This is a genomic window from Micromonospora tarapacensis, from assembly GCF_019697375.1.
Classification (GTDB): domain Bacteria; phylum Actinomycetota; class Actinomycetes; order Mycobacteriales; family Micromonosporaceae; genus Micromonospora; species Micromonospora tarapacensis.
In genome coordinates, this window is record NZ_JAHCDI010000004.1 from 58,993 (window position 1) to 82,403 (window position 23,411).

Genomic DNA, 23,411 nt, shown 5'->3' on the forward strand with positions numbered 1-23,411 from the left:
GTGGGAAGCGTGGCGGGCGTGCGGTGCGGTACGGCCGGCGGCGTCAGCTGCGCAGGTAGGACGCGCCGTTCAGGTCGATGATGGTGCCGGAGGCCCACTCCGCCTCGGTGCTGGCGAGCCAGTGCACGGCGGCTGCGATCTCCTCGGGCCGGGCCACCCGGTCGAACGGGCTCTGCGCCCGGATCGCCGCACCCCGCGGTGCCTTGAGGTACTCGTTGGTCATGTCCGTCTCGACGAAGCCGGGCGCGACGGTGGCCACCGCGATGCCGTACGGCGCCAGGGCCACCGCCAGTGACTGCGCCATCGCGTTGAGGCCCGCCTTGCTGGCGCCGTAGGCCGGGTTGGCGGGCTCGCCGCGAAACGCGCCGCGCGACGAGACGTTGACGATCCGTCCGCCCCGCGCCCGCATGTGCTGTGCGGCGCACCAGGCGGCGTTGGCCGCACCGAACAGGTTCGTGTCGAGGACCTCGCGCCAGCGCTGGCGCCACTGCTCGTAGCTGCTGTCGAAGACCGGGTGCGGCGGGTCGATCGGGCCGAACACGCCGGCGTTGTTGACAAGTACGTCGAGTCCACCGAGCCGGTCGGCGGCCTGGTCCACCATCGCCCGTACCGCGTCGGGGTCGGCCAGGTCCGCGCGGACCACCACGTGACCCTCGCCCGGCAGCTCCGTCCGGAGCTGTTCGGCCAACTCCGCCGAGTCGCGGTGGTGGATGGCCAGCCGATCGCCACCGGTCGCGAAGGCCCGGACCACCGCCCGGCCGATGCCGCGCGAGCCGCCCGTCACCAATACCGCCCGTGCCGTCATGCCCGCCATCCTGCCGCACCCCGTCGGCGTTGCCGAACCTAGACTGCCCGGATGGGAAGCGACTGCCTGTTCTGCCGCATCGTCGCCGGGGAGATCCCGGCCACCGTGGTCCGCGAGACCCCCGCCACGCTCGCCTTCCGGGACATCGACCCGAAGGCGCCGGTGCACGTGCTTGTCATTCCGAAGGAGCACTACGCCGACGTGGCCACCCTGGCCCAGGGCGATCCGGCGCTGGCCGGCGAGGTGCTGGCCACGGCCGCCACGGTGGCCGAGGACGAGGGCCTGCTCGGCGACGGGTTCCGGCTGATGTTCAACATCGGGGCGTACGGCGGCCAGGAGGTGTTCCACGCGCACGCGCACGTGCTGGGCGGCGCCCCGCTCGGCCCGATGGTGGCCCGGAGCTTCTGGTGACCGTGGCCGTCGGCGCCACCGCAGCCGCCGGCCAGCTGGGACGGCTGGTGCGCCAGCTCCAGGCGCAGGCCCGGGTGCCGGCGGTCTCGGCGGCGGTGCACCGGGCCGACCGGCCCCTGTGGACCTGCACGGTCGGCGGCACCGGCAACGACACATCGCTGGACGAGCAGACCCGGTTCCGGATCGGGTCGGTGACCAAGACCTTCACCGCCGTGCTGATCATGCAGTGCCGCGACGACGGCCTGCTCGACCTCGACGATCCGGTGGGCCGGCACCTCGACCTGCCGGCGCACGGCGAGCTGACCGTGCGCCGGCTGCTGTCCCACACGGCCGGCCTGCAACGGGAGCCGTACGGCGACGTCTGGGACACGCTGCGCGCGCCGGACGCGGACGAGTTGACCGCCGAGCTGGCCCGGGCCGAGCGGGTGTTGCCCCGGGGCGCCGCTACCACTACTCCAACCTGGGCATGGCGCTGCTCGGGCGGCTGGTCGGGCAGGTGCGCGGCGGCACCTGGGCGGACGTGCTCGCCGAGAGGGTGCTGACCCCGCTCGGGCTGACCGCCACCACGGTCACCCCGGGCCCACGGGCCGCGACCGGGTTCCTGGTCGACGCGTACTCCGACGCGGCGCATCCGGAGCCGCCCACCGACTTCGGTGCGGTCGGCCCCGCCGCGCAGTTGTGGAGCACCGCGGCCGACATGGCTCGCTGGGCCGCCTTCCTGGCCGACCCGACGGCGCTGGACGCGGCGGGTCGGGTGCTCGCCCCGGCCACCCTGGAGGAGATGCGCTGGCCGGTGACGGTCACCGACGAGACGGTGTGGGCCGCCGGGTTCGGCCTCGGGCTGATCCTGCTGCCGCAGGGGGATCGGGTGGTCCACGTCGGGCACGACGGTGCGATGCCCGGCTTCCTCGCCGCCGTGTACGGGCGCCGGGGCGGCGAGGGCACCCCGGGCGCGCTGGGCGGCGCCGTGCTGGGCTCGTCGGGGACCGCGTCGCAACTGTTGGAGCTGCCGCACCGGCTGCTCGCCGCCGCGGCCGAGCACGACCCGGCCGACATCGACCCGTGGCGGCCCGGCGAGCCGGCACCGCCGAACGTGCGCGGGCTGCTCGGCCGCTGGTGGGGCGAGGGCTTCGAGTACGTCTTCCGCTGGCACGACGGTGCCCTCCGCGCCCAGGGTGCCGGCGACCCGCCGGGAAGCCGCCGGCGGTCTTCGCGCCGGTGCCGGACCGGCCGGACGTGTTCCGCACCGTCGCCGGCCGGGAGGTCGGCGAGCTGCTCCGGCTGACCCGGGACCCGGCCGGCGTGGTGGTCCGGCTGCACTGGGCGACGTACCGGTTCACCCGGCACCAGGAGACATTCGACCGCTACGACTTTCGCGCCTGACCGCGCTTGCCGACCGACCGGAGCGTCTGTTCGCCGTGTCCGTTTTGTCCGGTGGTGCGGGCTCGTCGGGGCGGCGGAAATGGGCAGCGTGCCCGCGCCGTTGACCCGATACGATGGCGGTAACGTTCGCACGCCGTGGCGCCAGGCCCGGCACCGAGATCGAGAGCAGGTGGCGCAGGGCCCCTCGGCCCGACCTATGACCGGCACCCCACCTCCCGGCCCGCCCCGGGTGCAGACCAGGATCACGGTCCCCGACTCGAAGATCATGGTCAACCTGCTCGGCGCGGGTGACGAGATCCTGCGACTGGTCGAGCGCTCGGTGAACAGCGACGTGCACGTGCGGGGCAACGAGATCACCATCACCGGAGCGCCCGCCGACAACGCCCTCGCCGAGCGGCTCTTCAGCGAGCTGCTCGAACTCATCGAGAAGGGTGAGACCCTGACCACAGACGCCGTCCGGCGTACCGTCGGCATGCTCGAGCAGGGCGGCACGGAGCGGCCCGCCGAGATCCTGACGCTCAACATCCTCTCCCGGCGCGGGCGCACCATCCGCCCCAAGACGCTCGGGCAGCGGCGCTACGTCGACGCGATCGACGGGCACACCATCGTCTTCGGTATCGGCCCGGCCGGCACCGGCAAGACCTACCTCGCCATGGCCAAGGCGGTCCAGGCGCTGCAGGCCAAGCAGATCAACCGGATCATTCTGACCCGGCCGGCGGTCGAGGCCGGGGAGCGGCTGGGCTTCCTGCCCGGCACGCTCAACGAGAAGATCGACCCCTACCTGCGCCCCCTGTACGACGCGCTGCACGACATGCTCGACCCGGATACGATCCCGAAGCTGATGGCGGCGGGCACGATCGAGGTCGCCCCGCTGGCATACATGAGAGGGCGGGCGCAGCCGTACGACGCGCGCGTACTGACGCCGGAAGGCTTCAAGCCCTTCGGTTCGCTCCAGGTGGGCGATCTTGTCATCGGCTCGGACGGGATGCCCACTCCGGTGATCGGGATCTACCCCCAAGGGCCCAAACAGGTCTACCGGGTGACCACGCAGGACGGGGCTTCCACCCTGTGTTGCGGTGAGCACCTCTGGACCGTGGCCACCCCCGAGGACAAGCGGCGCGGGCACCGGCGCACGCTCGAGACCCGCGAGATGGTCGGCCAGGAGCGGCGGGGGTACCTCCGCCGGTACGAACTCCCGGTGGTGGCTCCGGTCCAGCTGGAGCCGCAGGACGTACCCCTCGACCCGTACGTCCTCGGTCTGCTGCTCGGTGACGGTTCGATCTCGTGCCGGACGACGCCCGGGTTCACCACGGCGGACCCGGAGCTCGCCCGCGCGACAGAGGGACATCTCGTGGACATCGAGCTCCACCGCACGGGCGACCACGACCACGGACCCCGGCACGCCAAGGGCCACCGCGGCGGAGTGATCGTCGCGAACCCGGTGACGGTCGCGCTCCGCGAGCTGGGTCTGGCCGGGACGAAGTCGGGCACCAGGTTCGTGCCTTCCGTTTATCTCCGGAACAGCGTCGATGTCCGACTGGCCGTCCTGCAGGGGCTGCTGGACACCGACGGTGGACCGGTCGTCCAGGCGGGAGGTACCTGCCGGGTGCAGTACTCGACGACCTCTCCCCGCCTCCGCGACGACGTCGTCCACCTGGTCCGGTCACTCGGCGGGGTGGCGACCTGGCGCGTTCGAGTGGCTGAGGGCCGTACGCCTGGACTGGCGAACGGTCGACCCGTCGCACACCGGTCGGACGCCTACGTCGTGGAGATCCGCCTGCCGGAGGGCGTAGCGCCGTTCCGGCTGTCGCGTAAGCGCCAGCGGTACGAGGAGTGCGGCGGCGGCCGGCCGATGCGTTTCATCGACTCGATCGTCCCCGCTGGTGTCCAGGAGACGATGTGCATCCAGGTGGCGGCGGAGGATTCGCTGTATGTCACCGATGACTTCCTGGTCACGCACAACACGCTCAATGACGCGTTCATCATCCTCGACGAGGCGCAGAACACCACGCCCGAGCAGATGAAGATGTTCCTCACCCGGCTCGGCTTCGCCTCCAAGATCGTGGTGACCGGCGACGTCACCCAGGTGGACCTGCCCGGCGGGACGACCAGCGGGCTGCGCGTCGTACAGGAGATCCTGGAGGGCGTCGAGGACGTGCATTTCGCGCAGTTGTCCAGCGCCGACGTGGTGCGCCACCGGCTGGTCGGGGAGATCGTCGACGCGTACGCCCGGTGGGACGCCGAGCGGGAGAACCAGCAGACCCAGGGCGTGCACGCGGTGGCCGGGCGCAGCACCCAGGGCAACCGCGCCAGCCGGCGCCGCTAGACCGAGGGAAGACAGTTGTCCATCGAGATCGCCAACGAGTCCGGTGTCGAGGTCGACACCGACGCCGTGCTCGCCGTCGCCCGGCACGCGCTCGACGAGATGGGGGTCAACCCCCTCGCCGAGCTTTCCGTGCTGCTGGTCGACGTCGACTACATGACCGAGCTGAACCACCGCTGGATGGGCGGCGACGGCCCGACCGACGTGCTCGCCTTTCCCATGGACGAGGGCAGCGTCGACCACGGGCCCGGTGAGAGCGCCGCCACCGGTGCCGAGCCGGCGCTGCTCGGCGACATCGTGCTCTGCCCGGAGGTGGCGGCGAAGCAGGCCGCGACCGGCGGGCACAGCTCGGCCGACGAGCTGCACCTGCTCACCGTGCACGGCGTGCTGCATCTGCTCGGCTACGACCACGCGGAGCCGGAGGAGGAGCGGGAGATGTTCGGGCTCCAAGCGCGGCTGCTGGCCAGCTGGCGGTCGACCCGCGCCCGGTGATGGACACTCCACTGGCCGCGGCCGCCACCGGCCTACCCGACCTGCAACTTCTCGTCGTCGCCGCCGGGCTGGTGGTGCTCGCCGGTCTGATCGCGATGACCGAGGCCGCCCTGGCCGCGGTCTCCCCGGCTCGGGCGGCCGAGCTGGCCCGCGACGGCGTGCGGGGCGCCCGCACCCTCCAGACGGTCGCCGGTGACGTGGTGCGTCACCTCAACCTCCTGCTGTTGCTCCGGTTGCTCGCCGAGCTGACCGCGACCACCCTGGTGGCGCTGGTCGCGGTGGACACCTTCGGGGCGGGCTGGCGGGCGGCGCTGGTCACCGCCGGGGCGATGACCGTGGTCAGCTTCGTCGTGGTGGGTGTCGGTCCACGTACCCTCGGCCGGCAGCACGCGTACGCCGTGGGTCGGGCCGCCGCGCCGCTGGTCCGCTGGCTGGGCCGGGTGCTCAACCCGCTCGCGTCGCTGCTGATCCTGATCGGCAACGCGGTCACCCCGGGGCGTGGCTTCCGGGAGGGGCCGTTCGCCACCCAGGTCGAGCTGCGTGAGCTGGTCGATCTCGCCGAGCAGCGTGGCGTGGTGGAGCACGGCGAACGGCAGATGATCCATTCGGTCTTCGCCCTCGGCGACACCATCGCCCGCGAGGTCATGGTGCCGCGTACCGAGATGGTGTGGATCGAGTCGGGCAAGAGTCTCTCCCAGGCGCTCGCCCTGTTCCTGCGCTCCGGGTTCTCCCGGATCCCGGTGATCGGCGAGAGCGTCGACGACGTGCTCGGGGTGCTCTACCTCAAGGACCTCATCCGGCACACCCAGGGCGGGGCCGCGGAGGACCGCCAGCTCCCGGTGGCGGAGCTGATGCGACCGGCCACCTTCGTGCCCGAGTCCAAGCCCGTCGACGACCTCCTGTCGGAGATGCAGGCGGCGCGGAACCACCTGGTCATCGTGGTCGACGAGTACGGCGGCACCGGTGGTCTGGTCACCATCGAGGACATCCTCGAGGAAATCGTCGGGGAGATCACCGACGAGTACGACGTGGAACGTCCGCCGGTCGAGCAGCTGCCCGACGGTGCGGTGCGGGTGACCGCCCGGCTGCCGGTCGAGGATCTCGGCGAGCTGTTCGACACCGAGCTGCCGCACGACGAGGTGGAGACCGTGGGTGGTCTGCTCGCGCAGTCCCTGGGACGGGTGCCGATCCCGGGCGCGCAGGTCGAGGTGGCCGGGCTGCGGCTGCTCGCCGAGGGCACCACCGGCCGCCGCAACCGGATCGACACCGTGCTGGTGCGGCGGGCGGAATCGACCGGCCCGCCAGACAAGCCGGGCGGTACGCCGACCGCCTCCCGATCCGACACCGACCAATTCGAGGAGAGGCAACCCGCCGATGCCTGAGTCGTCCGCCGTCCCGACCGTCCGGCCCACCGGCTCCGAGCTGAGCGCCGAGGACGCCAAGCTGGTCATCCTCGCCCGGGGCGCCCGAGGCCGGGTGGGCGCCGTGGAGGGCGCCGCGGTCCGGGACCAGGACGGCCGGACCTACGCGGCGGCCAGCGTCTCGCTGCCCTCGTTGACGATCACCGCGCTCCAGCTGGCGGTCGCCTCGGCCGCTGCGGCGGGCGCCAGCCGACTGGAGGCAGCCGCGGTGGTGACCGAGGCGTCCACGCTGGACGGTGCCGGGCACGCGGCAGTGCGTGACCTGGCCGCCGACGCGCCGGTCCATGTCGCCGCGCCGGACGGCACGGTGCTGGGCACGGTGACCGAATGAGCGAGCGCGGCGAGCGTGAGCGGCCCGCCTACCGGGCGGGTTTCGCCTGTTTCGTCGGCCGGCCCAACGCCGGCAAGTCCACGCTGACCAACGCGATCGTCGGGCAGAAGATCGCGATCACCTCGAACAAGCCGCAGACCACCCGGCACATCATCCGAGCGGTGCTGCACCGTCCGGATTCGCAGTTGGTGCTGGTCGACACCCCCGGCCTGCACCGCCCGCGTACGTTGCTCGGCGAGCGGCTCAACGACCTGGTCCGGCAGACCTGGAGCGAGGTCGACGTGATCGGCCTCTGCATCCCTGCCGACGAGCCGGTCGGCCGCGGTGACCGGTTCATCACCGGGGAGCTGGCCGCGCTGAAGGCGACCGTGCTGGCGGTGGTCACCAAGACCGACCTGGTCGACCGGAAGCGGCTGGCCGAGCAGTTGCTCGCCGTCGCCGAAATGGGCGAGTTCGCCGAGGTGGTGCCGGTCAGCGCGGTTTCCGGGCACCAGGTGGACACCCTGGTCGAGGTGATGACGCGGTATCTCCCCGAGTCGCCGCAGCTCTACCCGGACGACATGCTCACCGACGATCCGGAGCAGGTGCTGGTCGCGGAGCTGATCCGGGAGGCCGCGCTGGAGGGTGTCCGGGACGAGCTGCCCCACTCCATCGCGGTGGTGGTGGAGGAGATGATCCTCGAGGGCCAGCTCATGAAGATCTACGCCGACGTGTACGTGGAACGGACCAGCCAGAAGGCGATCGTCATCGGGCACCGGGGCAGTCGGCTCAAGGGAGTCGGTACGGCCGCCCGGCGGCAGATCGAGGAGTTGCTGGGCACCAGGGTCTACCTCGACCTGCATGTGCGGGTCGCCAAGGATTGGCAGCGCGACCCGAAGCAGCTGCGCAAGCTCGGGTTCTGAACCGGGCCCGCCGGGCAGGGCGATCGGACGGCCGGTAGCGGATCGACTGACCGGTCCCGGTCGGGCAGGTGGGAAGTTTCACTGTCTCCGTGGGCGCCTGACGGTTTCGGTGTCGGCTAGAGCAGGGTAGGGAACGGTCGCCTCAACGCCCCCCGGACCCAGATGCAGGCTGATGCGAAACAGATACCTGGACCTGCTGCGCTTCCTGGCTATCGTGCGGATCGTCGTCTACCACGTCACCGGCTGGGCGTCGCTGACGCTGCTGTTCCCGGCGATGTCGGTGATGTTCGCGCTGGCCGGGTCGCTGATGGCGGCGTCCCTGCTCCGGTCGGGGCCGTCGGCGGTCGGTCGGCGGCTGCGTCGCCTGCTGCCGTCGCTCTGGGTGGTGGCCGCGATCTTCGTGCCGGCGATGGTGCTCACCGGGCTGCCGCTGACCCCGAAGGTGTTGCTCTGGCTGTTCCCGGTGGCCGACCCGCCGGCGAACCACTGGGGTGCGCTGGCGTTGAGCCCGATCTGGTACCTGCGGGACTACCTCTGGTTCGTCCTCGCCTCGCCGTTGGCTCTCTGGCTGTTCCGGCGTTTCCCGCTACCCACCCTGCTCGCCCCGTACGTCCTGTTGCTGGTGATCGAGGTGGGCAGCTACCCGAACGCCCCCGTCGTGCTGCGCCACTTCGGCCTCTACTTCGGCGCCTGGCTGCTGGGCTTCGCCCACCAGGCCGGGATGCTGCGTCGCCTGGCCGTGCGGGCCCTGGTGCCGGCCGTGCTCGTGCTCGCCGCGGCCGGCGGCGCCTGGATCCTGGCCAATCCCGGTCCGCGTGGTTACGACCTGAACGACAATCCGCTCGGCAACGCCCTCTGGTCGGCAGCGTTCATCCTGCTGGCGCTCGGTCGCGCCCCGGCGACCGCGCGATGGGTGGACCGCAACGAGGTGTTCGGCCGGACGGTCACGGTGCTGAACCGGCGGGCGCTGACGGTCTACCTGTGGCACATGGCGTTCGTGGTCGCGCTCACCCCGCTGGTGGACGTGGTCGGCTGGTCCCATCAGGATCCGCTGGGTCTGGCGATCCGGGTGGTGCTGGTCTTCCTGCTGGTGGGCCTGGTGACCGTACTGTTCGGCTGGGTGGAGGACGTGGCGGCCCGGCGTCCGCCCGAGCTGGTCCCCGGCCGGCGTCGGCGGGCGGGCACCGCCGGCCGACGACAGGCCGAGTCCTGCTCCGGCGACGATCGGACCCCGCCCGGCCCGCCGTCGGTCGCTGACGGGCGGGCCGCGGAGTGTCCCGCGGACGCCGTACCACGTCAGCGCGGTCCCGACGGTGGGGTCACCGCGAGGTGAGGGTGATGTTGCCGCTGCCGGTGCGCAGGTCGAGCACGAGCGTGGCGGACGGGTCGTGCGGCACGCCAAGCTCGGCCTCACCGGAACCAACCTTCGAACGGACCTGGTACCCGCCGCCCGGCACGGTCAGCTCGACGTTGCCGCTCGACGCGTGCGCCCGCGCGGAGACGGGCCGGTCCAGTTCGAGGCTGACGTTGCCGGAGTTCGCCTCCGCGTCGACCTCGCCGCCGAGCCGGGTTCCCGTCACGTTCCCGGAGGAGGCCCGCAGCACGACCGGCGAAGCCACGTTGTCCACCTCGATGTTGCCCGAGCCGGTCTCCACCCGGACCGGCCCGGCGGCGCCGGCCACCCGCACGTCGCCGGATCCGACCCTGAGGTCGACCCGGCCGACGTCGCTCAGGTCGACGTTTCCGGAGCCGGTCTCGCCCTCGAAGCTGACCCCCTCGCCGGCGGTCACCTCGAAGGAGACGCTGCAGCGGCGGCCGCACGAGGTGTCCAGCACCAGTTCCGTGCCCTTGATCTCGTAGGTCGGGCCCGGCTGTCCGCCCTGGTACCGCACCATCCGCTTGATCCGTACCCCGTCCGCGTCGGCGTCGGCCCGGATCACCACGCCGCCGGCGCCGGGCAGCACCCGGATCGCGGTGATCTGTGCGGACTCGGTGGTGTCGAAGTCCAGCCGGCGGAACGAGATGTTGTCACAGCCGACGAGGACGATGAGACCGGTGATCGCGGCGACCGCGATGCTGGTCCGGCGTGCGGTGCTGGTCCGATGCAGAGCCATGCCGAGGACGCTACGACCGCAGCCGGTGGGTACGCATCCGGGTTCGCCGGCACCGCGACCCCGAGCGGACCCTGAATTCCGACCCGGGGTCGGACCTGACTTCGGGTCGGGAGGGAGAATGGCGCGATGGCCGGTTACCGCCGACAGCTCTACCGCGACGACGCGGTGGTGCTGCGTGTGCAGAAACTCGGCGAGTCGGACCGGATCATCACCCTGCTCACCCGGCGGCACGGCCGGTTGCGGGCGGTCGCCCGGGGGGTGCGCCGGACCACCTCGAAGTTCGGTGCCCGGCTGGAGCCGTTCGGCCACGTCGACCTGCAACTCGCCGGTGACCCCAAGGGGGAGCTGGGCAGTTCGCTGCACAGCGTCAGTCAGGTCGAGGGGATCGACCTCTACGGCAAGCGGTTCCTCGGCGACTATCCCCGCTACACCGCGGCCAGCGCGATCGCCGAGACCGCCGAACGCCTCACCCCGGTCGAGCGGGAGCCGTCGCTGCGGCTGTTCCAGCTCACCCTGGGGGCGCTGCGGGCCCTCGCCGAGGGCGGACACGCCACGACCCTGGTGCTCGACGCGTACCTGCTGCGCGGCATGGCCCTGGCCGGCTGGGCGCCGGCCCTGACCGCCTGCGCGGTCTGTGGCACGCCGGGCCGGCACCGGGCCTTCTCGGTGCCGGCCGGGGGCGCGGTCTGCCCGGACTGCCGCCCACCCGGCGCCGCCCACCCGGCCCCGGCCACCATCGACCTGATGTCGGCGCTGGCCATCGGCGACTGGCGGGTCGCGGACGCCACCGAGAACGGCGTACGCCGGGAGTGCAGCGGGCTGGTCGCGGCGCACCTGCAGTGGCACCTGGAGCGCGCGCTACGCTCGCTGCCGCTGGTCGACCGGGGTGGCGTGCCGGTGGCACCCGGCCCGGTCCGGTCCGCCGGCGAGGTGCCCGTGGTGGCCCCACCGCCGCGGGCCGCCGGTGGCGAGCCACCCGACCGGGTTTCGCAGGACGTGAGCAGGGAGAGAGCCGAGTGATCCGATCCACCAGGGCCGGCCGGCGTGCGCCGGTGCCGCCGACGCCTCATCCGTCGGGAGCCCGACCGCCGGCACTGCCGGCGGGGGCGGTGCCCCGGCATGTCGCCGTGGTGATGGACGGCAACGGTCGGTGGGCCAAGGATCGCGGGCTCGCCCGCACCAGGGGGCACGAGGCGGGGGAGTTCTCCCTCTTCGACACCGTCGAGGGCGCCATCGAGCTGGGCATCCCCTACCTGTCGGCGTACGCCTTCTCCACGGAGAACTGGCGGCGCTCGCCGGACGAGGTGCGGTTCCTGATGGGCTTCAACCGGGACGTCATCCGCCGCCGCCGGGACCAGCTGGTCGACCTCGGGGTGCGGGTGGTCTGGTCGGGCCGCGCCGGGCGGCTGTGGAAGAGCGTCATCACCGAGTTGCAGACCGCCGAGGAGATGTCCCGCGGCAACTCCACGCTGACCCTGCAGTTCTGCGTCAACTACGGGGGTCGGGCCGAGATCGCCGACGCCGCCGCGGCGATCGCCCGGGACGTCGCCGCCGGGCGGCTCGACCCGGCGAAGGTCACCGAGAAGACGATCGGGCGCTACCTCTACCACCCCGAGGTGCCGGAGGTGGACCTGTTCCTGCGGCCCTCCGGCGAGCAGCGGACGTCGAACTTCCTGCTCTGGCAGAGCGCGTACGCGGAGCTGATCTTCCTGGACACGCTCTGGCCGGACTTCGACCGCCGCCACCTCTGGTACGCCTGCGAGCTGTACGCCCAGCGCGACCGGCGGTTCGGTGGCGCGCTGCCCAATCCGGTGGCCCCGGTCACCTGAGCGCCGGTGGCCCCGGCCACCTGAGCGCATATCCGGCGGCCACGCTGGGTATCACCGCTGGCAGCAGCCACTGACGGAGGTGAACCCATATGATCCGCAAGCGCATCGGGCAGTGGGCGGTGATGGCCATCGCGTTACCGGTCGCCGCCGCCGGAGCCCGGAAACTGAGCCATACGCTGGAGGCCCGACGTGGCCCCAACCGGGCCACCCGCCTGCTCAACAAGGGCGCCGACCTGATCCGCCCCCGGCAGGCCAAGCGCCGCCGCTTCTTCTGACGCGACCGGTAGCCCAGCAACACGGCATCTCGCGGTATCCCTCAACGGGATACCGCGAGATGCGGTGTATCGGGAGGTGCCGGCGCTGGCCCCGACCTACGGGCTCAGGCCGTTACCTCGGCCCGGTCGGGGGTGGCCCAGAGGGTGTGGAACGAGCCGTCCCGGTCGACCCGGCGGTAGGTGTGCGCGCCGAAGTTGTCGCGCAGGCCCTGGATCAGCGCGGCCGGCAGACGCTGGGCGCGCAGCGCGTCGAAGTACGCCAGCGACGAGGCGAACGCGGGTGCCGGCACCCCGGCACGGGCCGCGTCGGCCACCACCCGGCGCCAGCTGGGCACCCCGTCGCGGACGGTGTCGGCGAACCACGGCGCCACCAGCAGGGTGGGCAGTTCCGGCTGATCGCCGTACGCCTGCTTGATCCGGTCGAGGAAGCGGGCCCGGATGATGCAGCCGCCGCGCCAGATGGTGGCGGTGCCGCCCAGGTCGATGTTCCAGTCGTACTCGGCACTGCCGGCCCGGATCTGGTCGAAGCCCTGTGCGTACGCGACGATCTTCGAGGCCAGCAGGGCGCGCCGGACGTCCTCGACGAAGGCGTCCCGATCACCGACCTGCCACTTCTCCCCGGCATCGGGGAACGCCCGGACCGCTGCCTCGCGCTGGCCGACGTGCCCGGACAGCGACCGGGCGAAGGTCGCCTCGGCGATGCCGGTGATCGGGATGCCCAGGTCGAGGGCGATCTGGACGGTCCACCGGCCGGTGCCCTTCTGCTCGGCCTGGTCCTGCACCACGTCCACGAACGCCTCGCCGGTGGTTGCGTCGGTGTGTGCCAGCACGTCGGCGGTGATCTCGATCAGGAAGGACTCCAGCTCGCCGGAGTTCCACTCCCGGAAGATCTGCGCGATCTCCGACGGCGTCGCGCCCAGACCGGCCCGCAGCAGGTCGTACGCCTCGGCGATGAGCTGCATGTCGGCGTACTCGATGCCGTTGTGCACCATCTTGACGAAGTGCCCGGCGCCGTCCGGTCCGACGTGCTGGCAGCAGGGCGCCCCCTCGACCTGCGCGGCGATCTTCTCGAAGATCGGACCGAGCTTGCGGTACGACTCGGCCGAGCCGCCCGGCATGATGCTCGGCCCCCACAGCGCGCCCTCCTCGCCGCCGGAGACACCGGTGCCGACGAAGTGCAGGCCATGTGCCCGCAGCGCCTCCTCCCGGCGGCGGGTGTCGGCGAAGTGCGCGTTGCCGCAGTCGATGATGATGTCGCCCTCTTCGAGCAGCGGCACCAACTCGTCGATGACCGCGTCGGTGGGTCCGCCCGCCTTCACCATGATGATCACCGCACGGGGGCGCTCCAGCGCGGCGACGAAGTCCGCGAGGGACTCCGCCGGGACGAAGGTGCCCTCGTCGCCGTGCTCCGCCACCAGCGTCCGGGTCCGCTCCGGCGAGCGGTTGTGCACCGCCACGGTGAAGCCGTTGCGGGCCAGGTTGCGAGCCAGGTTCCGGCCCATCACCGCCAGCCCGGTCACACCGATCGTCGCCGTAGCCCGATCCGCCATCCTCGTCGCCACCTTCCGCCTTCTGCCTGTAGTGCTGCGACGGTATCGCGGTCCCGTGCCGCCGCGCGCCGTCCCCCCACCTCTGGTCATCAGGTGGTCGCGGAGCGCAGGTGGCAACTCGACGGTCCACCACGCGGTCGCGGGTGCGGTCGCCGTCGGCGCGGCGACCGCACCCGCGCCCTCAGTGGTCGGCGCAGCAGGGTGTCGGGTCCGGCACCTCGAACGGGGCCAGACCGCCGCGGTGGTGCGGCATGGTCACCAGCACCAGCTCGCCGGCCTGCCACTGCGGCCGGACGAAGTCCCGGGTGTGCACCGGCGTCTCCGGCGCGGCCGAGGCTCCGCCCAGCACCACGACCCGTTCGATCGCGCCGGCGGCGAGCAGTTCGCCGACGGTGAGCGTGCCGACCAGCCGATCCGCGCCCGGATACCACACCGCCCGACCCGACCGGCGGGCGGTGTGTTCGCCCGCCGCCCGCGCCGCCGCGGCCCGCAGTTCGGGCGGGGTGGCCGGCAGACCCGCGAACCGTTTCGTTTCCGTCGCGGCCACACTGAGCGCCACGTGCGGAAACGGCGTGCTGACCAGGTGCGTGCAGGTGACCAGGTCCGGCCCGCCGAGCGGCCGCACCTGGGTGTCCAGCCAGTGGTCGGCCTCCCGGAGGGTCCGGTGACCCAGGCTGAGGCCGAGGATCACTGTGGCAGGACCCAGATCGGGTTCGCGTAGAACCACAGGTCGTCCCACGGGTCGGCCGCGCCGGTGACGTCCAGCGCCGGGCCGAACGGGTCGACCGCGGCGCCCATCAGGCCGGGCTGGCTACGCTTGCCGTCCGTGCCCCGGATCCGCAGATAGAACGGCTCGTCGACCCGGCCGAAGGAGTAGCTGAAGGAGACCCGCCCGGTCCGCTTGGTCACCTCGAAGGACTTGACCACCTTCGTGGTCGGGGCGGTGAAGGTGTCCTTGTCGGCGACCGGGCCGGTCACCCGGCCGGCGATCACGTCCACCCGGGCGAGCACCGGCAGGAACTGCGACCAGTTCGGGATGTCGGCCAGGTCGACGTCGATGGTCACCTCGACCCGCGTCCCGCGCTTGACCCGCAGCACGCCGCCGAGCGGCGCACCGGAGTGCCGCGCCGGTCGCCCGCGACGCGGGCACGGACGTCGAGGCCCTTGATCAGACCACCGTGGTCCACCCAGACCCGGCCGGCGCGCAGGCCGTCCATGACGGCCCGGTAGCTGAAGCTGCTCGACCCGACGTGGGTGCGGCTGTACTGGCCCGGCCAGTAGTCACCGGCCTCGGTGATCACCGGGCCGTGGACCGGGTCGTTGTACCTGCCGTTGAGGTTGAAGTCGCTGTCCGGCCCGCGCTGCGAGGTGTCCAGGTAGTTGACGTGCGAGTCGGAGTTGGCGCTGATCCACCAGGCCCGTCCCTCGGCGAGCAGGCTGTCCCAGAGACCGCCGACGGTGGAGGTCATCCAGTCGAAACCGCCCCAGGTGCGGTAGCTCTCCAGCGGGAAGCCGGGGAACGAGTTGGCCGAGGGGTTGTTGTCGTAGTAGCCGCGGGCCCGGCCGCCGCTCTCGCGGGGGAGGCCGGCGGCCTGGTGACCGGGTGCGCCCTCCATGCCGATGGCGACGCTCGGGTCGGCGTCCCGCCAGGCCCGGATCTCGTGCGGCGAGTCGATGCCGCGGCGGGCCGGGTGGTTGGCCAGGAAGAGCGCACCCTCGACGCGGCGTTTGCGGACCGCCTCACCGAGGAACTTGATGCCGGCGATGGCGAGCGCCTCGTTGGCCGGGGTGTTGTCACCGGCGTTGCGGACGCTGCCGTCGAAGGAGTTCTCGAACTCCTTGAGCACGGCGACCTCGTTGCGTCCCGGGTGGACGAAGACGGTGGCGTGCTCGGCCGCCGGGATGTTCCATTCCAGGCCCTGGTAGATCAGCATGTCCTTGAGCCGGCCCCGGGCCTCGACGATGTCCGGGTTGACCTTCTCCACGCCGATCTTCGCGTGGGTCGCGCTGCCGTGGTCGGTGACGACCATCCAGTCCAGGCCGTACGCCCGGGCGTGCCGGGCCTGGTCGATGACCCGGTACATGGCGTCCGAGCTGTACTGGGTGTGGATGTGGTGGTCGCCGGCGAGCCAGTGGAACCCGCCGGTCCTGCCGTGGTCGCCGCCGGGGCCGTGGTCGTGTCCGTGGTCGTGTCCGTGACCGCCGGCCAGCGCGGGCGTGCCGGTGGCCAGCACGGTGGTGGCCGCGCCGGCGCCGAGCAGACCGGCGTTGCGCAGGAAGCCACGCCGGCTCAGGTCGGCCGGCGGCAGCTCGCCGTCGGGGATGGACAGGTCGAGCGCCGCAGGTACGTCGGTGGCGGCGGCTGAGTCGTGATCGTGGTGGTGCGCGTGGCCGTGGCCCATCTGCTGCTCCAGGTTGGTCGAGGAGTCGTCGCAGGCCAATCTCGTCGGGCCAGGGGAACGTCGCGTGTCACCCTCACGGCGAACATGCGAACATGCGACTCCGGCCATGTGCGGGCGGCCCGGCTGGCCCGGTGTCGGGCCTCAGCCGATCAGCGGGCGGAAGGTGCCGAGCGCCACGCTGGCGGCCAGCGCGGCGCCGGCCAGCGCCGCGGCGCCGGCGACGAGCAGCCAGTCGGCCGCGCCGAAGTGCTGCCGGCGGGCGACGGTGCGGGGACGCCGGAGTCGAAGCCGCGGGCGTCCATCGCCACCGCCAGCCGGGTGCCCCGCCGGATCGCCCCGACCAGCAGCGTGAACGCGGTCGAGACGAACAGCCGCAGCCGCGCCACCGGGTCGCGCCCGGCCTCCACGCCGCGTGCCCGGCGGGCCATCGCGATCATCTGCCACTCCTGGCCGAGCAGTGGCACCAGCCGGAACGCCGCCAACGCGCCGATCGCGAACCGGGCGGGCACCCGGGCGTTCTGGGCCAGCGCGTCGGCCAGGTCCGTCGGGTCGGTGGTGGCGAAGACGATCACGCCGGGGAGGGCCACCGCGAACAGCCGCAGCACCAGGCCGAGCGCGGTGACCAGCACGCCCGAGGTCACCACCACCGGCCCCGCGTCGAGCAGCACGCGCCCCGACCGGTCGGCGGCGAAGAGCACCAGCGTGACCAGGATGCCGCCGGCGGCGGCCAGCAGCGGCCAGGCCCGGCGGGCCAGCAGCCGGGGTGCACCCCGAACAGCGGCAGCACCGCCAGCTCCACGGCGATCGCGATGGCCGGCGCGACCGGGTCCAGCGTGGCCATCAGCGGCAACGCGAACAGTATCGCCGCCGCCAGCTTGGCCACCGGGTTGCGCCGGACCAGCGGCGCGTCCGGCCGGGCGATCGGCTCCAGGGTGATCATCGTTGCTCCGGTCCGGCGCCGGGCGGTTCGAGGGTCACCGTGCGGTCGGCCAGCGCGGCCACGAAATCGGCGTCGTGGGTGACCGTGACCAGGCCGTGACCGGCGTCGCGCAGCTCGGCGAAGAGGTCCAGCAGTTCCCGCCAGGTCCGCCGGTCCTGACCGAAGGTGGGTTCGTCGCAGATCAGCAGGCGGGGCGCGGTGGCCAGGGCGGTCGCCACGCTCAGCCGCCGCGCCTCGCCACCGGAGAGGGTGTACGGGTTGGCGGCGGCGAGCCGGTCCAGCCGCAGCCGGTGCAGCAGTTCCCCGACGCGGTCGCGGACCGCCGTGTCGGTGGCCCCGGTCCGCCGGGGACCCAGGGCCAGTTCGTCGAAGACCGTGCCGGTGACGAACTGGTGCTCGGGGTTCTGGAACACCGAGCCGATCCGGTTGGCCAGTGCGGGGGCCCGCCAGCGGTGCGGGGCAGTGCGCGAGTCGGCGCCGGCCAGCTCCGGGCTTGCCGCCAGTCGCCCGGTGCCCGGCCTGAGCAGCCCGCCGAGCAGCAGCGCGAGGCTGGACTTCCCGGCGCCGTTCGGCCCGAGCACGGCGAGCGCCTCACCGGCGCGTACGGTCAGGTCGGTGGGGGCCAGCCGGGGTGGCTGGCCGAGCCGCTCGGCGGTGAGCAGCGTCTCGCCCGCCGGGCCGGTGGCCCGGCGCGGCGGGATCTCCGGCCGGGCACCCAGACCCCTCGGCGGCGAGCGCGTCGCCGTGGGCGGCGAAGACCGCCGCCGGCGCGCCGTCGGCCCGGACACCACCGCCGGGTTCGAGCACCACGACCCGGTCGACCAGGGGCAGTGCCTCGGCGACCCGGTGTTCGACCAGGATCAGCGTGGTGTCGGCGGTCACCGCCCGGGCGAGCGCCGCGCGGACCAGGGCGGCCCCGGCCGGGTCGAGGTTGGCGGTGGGCTCGTCGAGCAGCAGCAGGCCGGGGCGGAGTGCGAGCACCCCGGCCAGGGCGAGGCGCTGCTGCTCGCCGCCGGAGAGTGCCGACGTGGGCCGGTCCCGGTGATACGGGAAGCCGACCCGGTGCAGTGCCTCATCCACCCGGTGCCAGATCTGCCCGGCCGCCACGCCCCGGTTCTCCGGCCCGAACGCCACGTCGTCACCGCTGCGGGCCATGACGAGTTGGGTCTGCGGATCCTGGAAGACGACGCCGACCCGGTCCCGGGCCTCCCCGGCCGGCCGGCCGTCGATCTCGATGGTGCCCTCGTGCTCCCCGGAGTCCTCGGGCAGCAGCCCGGCCAGCGCGGCCAGCAACGTGCTCTTGCCGGCACCGGAGGGCCCGAGCAGCAGCACCCGCTCGCCGCGGTCCACCCGCAGGTCCACCCCGCGCACCGCCCAGTCACGCCGCCCGGCATGCCGCCACCCGAACCCCCGCACCCACACCCCCTCACCCACGCCACCCTCCCTTCTTGTCGATCATGAGGTTGACGGTTGATTTGGAGATCGAAACTGCCGCCAACCTCATGATCAACGGGATTGGTCGTGGGGAGGTCAGACGAGGGGGCGTTCGCGGGCGGCGGGGAAGCGGTCTAGGGCGCCGGTGCGGGTGAGGGCGCGGGTGAGGGCATGCGCTCCGGCGCCGGCGATCACCGTGGCGCTGACGATGGTGAGCAGGGCGTAGGGGAGCCGGTAGGTCGCGATGTCGCGGCCGGCGTTCCAGTAGACGAAGTCGAACACGGCCGCACTCAGACCGGTCAGCGCGCCGGCCAGCAGGGCCGCCGGCAGCCGGTACGAGCGGTACCGGAAGGCGGCGAAGGCCAGCTCGGCACCGAGCCCCTGCATCAGGCCCTGCAACAGGACGATGGTGCCCCACTGGCTGCCCAGCAGGGCCGAGATGATCGCCGCCAGCAGTTCGCAGTACAGCGCGGCGCCGGGCTTGCGGATGACCAGGCCGCCGAGCACGGCCGGCACCAGCCAGACGCCGTAGATGAGGGTCTGCGCCGGCGGGAAGAAGGCGAAAGCGCCCTCGGTGGCGCTCCACACCAGGCCCCAGGCCCAGAAGATGACGCCGAACGCGACTGCGATGACCGAGGCCACGACGATGTCCACGGTGCGCCAGCGGTTGGTGTCGGGGTGATTCACGATGGTTGCTCCCAGTCCATGGTCGAACCAGGCAAGACGCACGCCCGGCCCGGCGGCGCCGGGCAGTGGCGGGCTGGAGGTGGACCGAACTCCCTGCGCTGGCATTACCCAGATCAGGTTCGAGGGTCTGCGGGCGGACCCGCACTCTCAGCGCTGTGCGCTCCCCTGTCGGAGGTGTCGTCTGTCCCGCCGACGCTAACACCATCGAAGATCAACGGGCAATGTGATCTTCGCAGGTCACGACCGGTGCTCGCCTCCGGCCGGGCGGTGTCGGTCAGGCGGTGTCGGTCGGGGTGCGGTCACCGGTGCCGATTTTGTGACATCCATCGACGTTGCCCGGGTCGGACGGTAATCTCAGGCCGCCGATGCCGGACGGGCCGAGGGGCGACGCGTGACCGCAGACACTGACCAGGCCGCGTCGACCGGCGAACCGGAGGGCCGTCCGCCGGGCACGGGCGTCGCCACCCAGGTCCGCGCGCCGGAACCGGCCGGTGTCGAGCCGCCCCGGCGGTGGCTCGGCGACCGGATCGGCTCGGTGGAGATCCTGGCGGCGCTGCTGATCCTGCTGATCATCTTTCGCGAGCCGCTGGCCGCCGCGCTGGACGATCCGCGCCTGCAGACCTGGACCACCGTCTTCGTCTCGATCATGGTGCAGGCGGTGCCGTTCCTGGTCTTCGGGGTGCTGCTCTCGGCCGTGATCGCGGTCTTCGTGCCCCGCTCGTTCTGGGCGCGGGCGCTGCCCCGGCATCCGGCCCTGGCGGTGCCGGCCGCGAGCGTGGCCGGGGTGGTGCTGCCCGGCTGCGAATGCGGATCGGTGCCCATCGCGGGGTCGCTCATCCGGCGGGGTGTCACCCCGGCCGCCGCGCTGGCCTTTCTGCTCGCCGCCCCGGCGGTCAACCCGATCGTGCTCACCGCCACCGCGGTCGCCTTCCCGAACAATCCCGAGATGGTCCTCGCCCGCGGCGTCGCCAGCCTGGTGGTCGCCATGGTCATGGGCTGGCTCTGGCTGCGGCTCGGGCGCACCGAGTGGATCAGGATGCCCCGCCGGCCGGAGCTGGACGACGCCTCCCGGGGCCGCGCCTTCTGGGCCGCGGTCCGGCACGACGTGACGCACGCCGGTGGTTTCCTGGTGCTCGGTGCGATGGCCGCGGCCAGCATCAACGTGCTGGTGCCGGAGCGGTGGTTGCAGACCCTCGCCGACAACGCCTGGCTGTCGATCCTGGCGCTGGCACTGCTCGCCGTGCTGCTCTCGCTCTGCTCGGAGGCGGACGCCTTCGTCGCGGCCTCGCTGTCGCAGTTCTCCCTCACGTCCCGACTGGTCTTCCTGGTGGTGGGGCCGATGGTCGATCTCAAGCTCGTCTCGATGCAGGCCGGTGTCTTCGGCCGCCGGTTCGCCTTCCGGTTCGCGCCGACCACGTTCACGGTGGCCCTGCTGGTCGCCGCCGGCGTCGGGGCGGTGCTGCTGTGAACCGGCAGGCACAGGCGGTGGTCCTGCTGCTGCTCGGCGGCGCGGTGATCCGGGCCAGCGTCACCGACCTCTACCTGCGCTACGTCAAGGATGGCCTGCGCCCCTTCCTGATCGCCGCCGGCCTGCTGCTGGTCGCCGCCGCGATCATGACCCTCTGGTACGAGCTGCGCCCGGCCGCGCCGCGCGTCCTCGTCCCGACCGGCGGCTCCGACGCCCCGACCGGCGGCTCCGCTGCTCCGGCCGATCACGACGACCACGGCCACGCCCACCACGAACCGCGGGTCGGCTGGCTGCTCATCCTGCCGGTGCTCGGTCTGTTGCTGGTCGCCCCGCCGGCCCTGGGCTCGTACGCCGCGGGTCAGGCCGGCACCGCGCTCAGCAGCCAGCAGCAGTCGGACTACCCGCCGCTGCCCGAGGGCGACCCGGTGCAGGTCAGCGTCCTCGACTACGCCTCCCGGGCCCTGTTCGACCGAGGTGCCTCGATCGGCGACCGGCGGGTGCTGCTCACCGGCTTCATCGCCAGCGGCGCCGGCGGCGAACCGATCCTGGCCCGGATGGTGCTGTCCTGCTGCGCCGCCGACGGTCGACCGATCAAGCTCGGGCTGACCGGCGACGTGCCCGCCGGGCTGCCCAACGACAGCTGGGTGGAGGTGACCGGCCGCTACAGCGACCGACTCGGCCGGGATCCGGTCAACGACGCCGAGATCCCGTACCTCGAGGTCGAGTCCTGGCGGCAGGTGCCGGTACCCAGGCAGCAGTACGACTGACCGGGCCGGGCGGCCGGCGAGCCGGCCGCCCGGCGGTGCCGGGTCCGGAAACGTTCGCCGCGCCGGCCCGGACGACGACCGCCCGCGCTGGAGTCGGGCGTGGACACCGAACTACGCTGCCGGCATGCGCATCGACGCCAGAGGTCTGCGGTTCGACGTCACCACCGGCGGCCCCGAGCATGGCGAACCGGTGCTGCTGCTGCACGGATTCCCGCAGCACTCGGGCGAGTGGGACGGCGTGGTGCCGGCCCTGCACGCCGCCGGTCTGCGCAGCTACGCGCTGGACCAGCGGGGCTACTCGCCGCAGGCCCGCCCCACCCGGGTGGAGGCGTACCGGCTGGGCGAGCTGGTCGCCGACGCGCTGGCCGTGCTGGACGCCCTCGGCGTCGCCACCGCGCACGTGGTGGGTCACGACTGGGGCGCCATCGTCGGCTGGGCGCTGGCCGCCGCCCACCCGGACCGGGTGCGTACGCTGACCGCGGTCTCCGTGCCGCATCCGGCCGCCATGGCGGACGCGCTGGCGAACGATCCGCAGCAGCGGGCGCGCTCGGCGTACATGCTGCTGTTCCGGCAGTCGGTGGCCGAGCGGACGCTGCTGGCGCTGGGCGCCGCGGGGTTGCGCCGGCTGCTGCGCGGGGTCGGTGACGCGGCCCGGGTGGCCGCGTACGCGGACCCGATGCGTGAGCCGGGCGCGCTGACCGCGGCACTGAACTGGTACCGGGCGATGTCCCGGGCGGAGTTGGCGGCCACCGGCCCGGTGTCGGTGCCGGTCACCTTCGTCTGGAGCGACGGTGACGCGGCCATCGGGCGCGCCGCCGCGCAGGCGTGTGCCGCCCACGTGACCGGGGACTACCGGTTCGTCGAACTGCCCGGGTTCACCCACTGGATCCCGGACGAGGCGCCGGCTCCGCTGGCCGAGGCGATCCTGGCCCGGGTACGTCCGGCCGGCTGAGCGAGCGGAGAGCATGGGCCCGGCGCCGAGGACTACCTGGCCGCGGTGACCGAGACGATGGCCCGGGTGGCACACGGCCAGCGGGAGCAGGTGGCCCGGCTGCTCGCCCGCCGGCCTACCGGTCGGGCCAACATCGGCGGTGGTGACGCGCACGACGACGCCCCCGAAGCGCGGTACGCGGTACGGATCCGCCAGGGCTCCTGAGTTGGTTTCGGATCGCGGCCGGCGGGGCATCAGCGTTGCCGCCGGCGTCGGAACGCGCCGGCGGAGTTGCTCCCCCGGAGGTCCGCCGTGTCGAAGGAAACCGAGAAGCAGCGGTGGCAGCGCAACTTCGCCGACCTGCTCCAGGAGTTGCGGGTCGCGCAGACCGGCGTGCAGATTCTCTTCGCCTTCCTGCTCACCCTGCCCTTCAGCAGCGGCTTCACGCGCACCACGCAGTTCCAGCGGGACGTCTACATCGTCGCGCTGCTCGCTGCGGCGGGCGCCACCGCGATGATCATCTCACCGGTCGCCTTCCACCGGGCGCTGTTCCGGCGGGGCCGCAAGCCGGAGCTGGTGCGTTTCGCGCACCGGATGGCCAGCGGCGGTCTCGCCTTCATGCTGATCGCGATGGTGAGTTCGGTGCTGCTGGTCACCGACTTCGTGCTCGCCCGGCCGGTCGCCTTCCTGCTCAGTGCCGTCGCCGGCCTGTGGTTCCTGACCTTCTGGATGGCCCTGCCGATCACCCGGCGCGGTTGGGGCGACGACGACATCGACGACGACGAGGATCCGAGCGGTCTGTGACCCGGTGCCGCGGTGCCGGCACGCGAACCGTCGAGTCCTTCGGAGCCGCCCTGGCGAGGGCATCGCGGCCCGCCGATTCGTACTAGCATGACGACATGCCGGAATATCGCGATTTCCAGCCGCGGCTGAGGTTTCAGTCGAC

21 protein-coding genes, 6 pseudogenes and 1 riboswitch are annotated in these 23,411 nt (G+C 72.8%); of the genes and pseudogenes, 18 read left to right on the forward strand and 9 right to left on the reverse strand.

Annotated features, from left to right (window positions below; genetic code table 11):
- Positions 1 to 43: 43 nt before the first annotated feature.
- Positions 44 to 805: an SDR family NAD(P)-dependent oxidoreductase gene (locus KIF24_RS06335; RefSeq protein WP_221083240.1), complete on the reverse strand. Its 762-nt coding sequence runs from the start codon at positions 803 to 805 to the stop codon at positions 44 to 46.
- 51 nt (positions 806 to 856) lie between these two features.
- On the opposite strand from KIF24_RS06335, the gene KIF24_RS06340 reads away from it, so the two are divergent.
- From KIF24_RS06340 to KIF24_RS06375, 10 genes and pseudogenes are all read left to right on the forward strand, one after another.
- Entirely contained in the window at positions 857 to 1,216 is a 360-nt protein-coding gene (locus KIF24_RS06340) for a histidine triad nucleotide-binding protein (RefSeq protein ID WP_221083241.1), read from the forward strand.
- Positions 1,217 to 1,218: 2 nt separating this feature from the next.
- Positions 1,219 to 2,599: pseudogene (locus KIF24_RS06345) on the forward strand (serine hydrolase domain-containing protein).
- A gap of 196 nt (positions 2,600 to 2,795) precedes the next feature.
- Positions 2,796 to 3,542, forward strand: a pseudogene (locus KIF24_RS32250) (PhoH family protein); the annotation flags it as partial.
- Between the two features lie 207 nt (positions 3,543 to 3,749).
- Positions 3,750 to 4,292, forward strand: a pseudogene (locus tag KIF24_RS32255) (LAGLIDADG family homing endonuclease); the annotation flags it as partial.
- A 270-nt stretch (positions 4,293 to 4,562) separates the two neighbouring features.
- Positions 4,563 to 4,925: pseudogene (locus KIF24_RS32260) on the forward strand (PhoH family protein); the annotation flags it as partial.
- A gap of 15 nt (positions 4,926 to 4,940) precedes the next feature.
- The gene (gene ybeY, locus KIF24_RS06355; RefSeq protein WP_221083242.1) at positions 4,941 to 5,414 is read left to right on the forward strand and encodes an rRNA maturation RNase YbeY; all 474 of its coding nucleotides are present in this window, start codon (positions 4,941 to 4,943) and stop codon (positions 5,412 to 5,414) included.
- Entirely contained in the window at positions 5,390 to 6,796 is a 1,407-nt protein-coding gene (locus KIF24_RS06360; protein WP_230416038.1) for a hemolysin family protein, read from the forward strand. Before ybeY ends, KIF24_RS06360 begins: the two co-directional genes overlap by 25 nt.
- Positions 6,789 to 7,166 (forward strand): cytidine deaminase, encoded by a 378-nt coding sequence (locus KIF24_RS06365; protein WP_221083244.1) that lies wholly within the window; start codon positions 6,789 to 6,791, stop codon positions 7,164 to 7,166. Before KIF24_RS06360 ends, KIF24_RS06365 begins: the two co-directional genes overlap by 8 nt.
- Positions 7,163 to 8,068, forward strand: coding sequence for a GTPase Era (gene era, locus KIF24_RS06370; RefSeq protein ID WP_221083245.1), 906 nt, complete (start codon positions 7,163 to 7,165; stop codon positions 8,066 to 8,068). Before KIF24_RS06365 ends, era begins: the two co-directional genes overlap by 4 nt.
- Positions 8,069 to 8,240: 172 nt before the next feature.
- Positions 8,241 to 9,401 (forward strand): acyltransferase family protein, encoded by a 1,161-nt coding sequence (locus KIF24_RS06375; protein WP_230415316.1) that lies wholly within the window; start codon positions 8,241 to 8,243, stop codon positions 9,399 to 9,401.
- Here KIF24_RS06375 and KIF24_RS06380 read toward each other — a convergent pair.
- Positions 9,388 to 10,182, reverse strand: coding sequence for a DUF4097 family beta strand repeat-containing protein (locus tag KIF24_RS06380; protein ID WP_221087209.1), 795 nt, complete (start codon positions 10,180 to 10,182; stop codon positions 9,388 to 9,390). The two genes, KIF24_RS06375 and KIF24_RS06380, sit on opposite strands and share 14 nt — an antisense overlap.
- Positions 10,183 to 10,308: 126 nt before the next feature.
- On the opposite strand from KIF24_RS06380, the gene recO reads away from it, so the two are divergent.
- From recO to KIF24_RS06395, 3 genes are all read left to right on the forward strand, one after another.
- Positions 10,309 to 11,202 carry a DNA repair protein RecO gene (recO, locus tag KIF24_RS06385; protein WP_230415318.1) on the forward strand — a complete coding sequence of 298 codons (894 nt, stop codon included), beginning with the start codon at positions 10,309 to 10,311 and terminating at the stop codon, positions 11,200 to 11,202.
- Positions 11,203 to 11,234: 32 nt separating this feature from the next.
- On the forward strand, positions 11,235 to 12,011 hold the full coding sequence (locus KIF24_RS06390) for an isoprenyl transferase (RefSeq protein WP_221087210.1): 777 nt from the start codon (positions 11,235 to 11,237) through the stop codon (positions 12,009 to 12,011).
- An 89-nt stretch (positions 12,012 to 12,100) separates the two neighbouring features.
- Positions 12,101 to 12,286 (forward strand): hypothetical protein, encoded by a 186-nt coding sequence (locus KIF24_RS06395; RefSeq protein WP_221083246.1) that lies wholly within the window; start codon positions 12,101 to 12,103, stop codon positions 12,284 to 12,286.
- 104 nt (positions 12,287 to 12,390) lie between these two features.
- Here the strand turns inward: KIF24_RS06395 and gndA are convergent, their stop codons facing one another.
- The 7 genes and pseudogenes from gndA to KIF24_RS06425 all read right to left on the reverse strand — a co-directional run bounded on the left by gndA (position 12,391) and on the right by KIF24_RS06425 (position 19,299).
- Positions 12,391 to 13,836, reverse strand: coding sequence for an NADP-dependent phosphogluconate dehydrogenase (gene gndA / locus KIF24_RS06400; RefSeq protein WP_221083247.1), 1,446 nt, complete (start codon positions 13,834 to 13,836; stop codon positions 12,391 to 12,393).
- Positions 13,837 to 14,017: 181 nt separating this feature from the next.
- Positions 14,018 to 14,527, reverse strand: coding sequence for a hypothetical protein (locus KIF24_RS06405; RefSeq protein ID WP_331461021.1), 510 nt, complete (start codon positions 14,525 to 14,527; stop codon positions 14,018 to 14,020).
- Positions 14,524 to 14,934: a hypothetical protein gene (locus tag KIF24_RS32265; protein WP_230415320.1), complete on the reverse strand. Its 411-nt coding sequence runs from the start codon at positions 14,932 to 14,934 to the stop codon at positions 14,524 to 14,526. The genes KIF24_RS06405 and KIF24_RS32265 overlap by 4 nt, the downstream gene beginning before the upstream one ends.
- Positions 14,898 to 16,238, reverse strand: coding sequence for a PHP domain-containing protein (locus KIF24_RS06410; RefSeq protein ID WP_230415322.1), 1,341 nt, complete (start codon positions 16,236 to 16,238; stop codon positions 14,898 to 14,900). The genes KIF24_RS32265 and KIF24_RS06410 overlap by 37 nt, the downstream gene beginning before the upstream one ends.
- Positions 16,239 to 16,379: 141 nt before the next feature.
- Positions 16,380 to 17,178, reverse strand: a pseudogene (locus KIF24_RS06415) (energy-coupling factor transporter transmembrane component T family protein).
- Positions 17,175 to 18,612, reverse strand: a pseudogene (locus tag KIF24_RS06420) (ABC transporter ATP-binding protein). Before KIF24_RS06420 ends, KIF24_RS06415 begins: the two co-directional pseudogenes overlap by 4 nt.
- 96 nt (positions 18,613 to 18,708) lie before the next feature.
- Positions 18,709 to 19,299: an ECF transporter S component gene (locus KIF24_RS06425; protein WP_221083249.1), complete on the reverse strand. Its 591-nt coding sequence runs from the start codon at positions 19,297 to 19,299 to the stop codon at positions 18,709 to 18,711.
- A 72-nt stretch (positions 19,300 to 19,371) separates the two neighbouring features.
- Positions 19,372 to 19,476: riboswitch (TPP riboswitch) on the reverse strand.
- A 214-nt stretch (positions 19,477 to 19,690) separates the two neighbouring features.
- On the opposite strand from KIF24_RS06425, the gene KIF24_RS06430 reads away from it, so the two are divergent.
- The 5 genes from KIF24_RS06430 (at position 19,691) to KIF24_RS06450 (ending at position 23,269) form a co-directional block, all read left to right on the forward strand.
- Positions 19,691 to 20,767: a permease gene (locus KIF24_RS06430; protein ID WP_407939893.1), complete on the forward strand. Its 1,077-nt coding sequence runs from the start codon at positions 19,691 to 19,693 to the stop codon at positions 20,765 to 20,767.
- Positions 20,764 to 21,534, forward strand: coding sequence for a TIGR03943 family putative permease subunit (locus tag KIF24_RS06435; protein ID WP_221083250.1), 771 nt, complete (start codon positions 20,764 to 20,766; stop codon positions 21,532 to 21,534). Before KIF24_RS06430 ends, KIF24_RS06435 begins: the two co-directional genes overlap by 4 nt.
- Positions 21,535 to 21,658: 124 nt before the next feature.
- Complete coding sequence (locus KIF24_RS06440) at positions 21,659 to 22,486, forward strand: alpha/beta fold hydrolase (protein WP_221083251.1); 828 nt, start codon at positions 21,659 to 21,661, stop codon at positions 22,484 to 22,486.
- A gap of 45 nt (positions 22,487 to 22,531) precedes the next feature.
- Complete coding sequence (locus tag KIF24_RS06445; protein ID WP_230415324.1) at positions 22,532 to 22,690, forward strand: hypothetical protein; 159 nt, start codon at positions 22,532 to 22,534, stop codon at positions 22,688 to 22,690.
- 87 nt (positions 22,691 to 22,777) lie between these two features.
- Entirely contained in the window at positions 22,778 to 23,269 is a 492-nt protein-coding gene (locus tag KIF24_RS06450; RefSeq protein ID WP_221083252.1) for a DUF6328 family protein, read from the forward strand.
- Positions 23,270 to 23,411 lie beyond the last annotated feature (142 nt).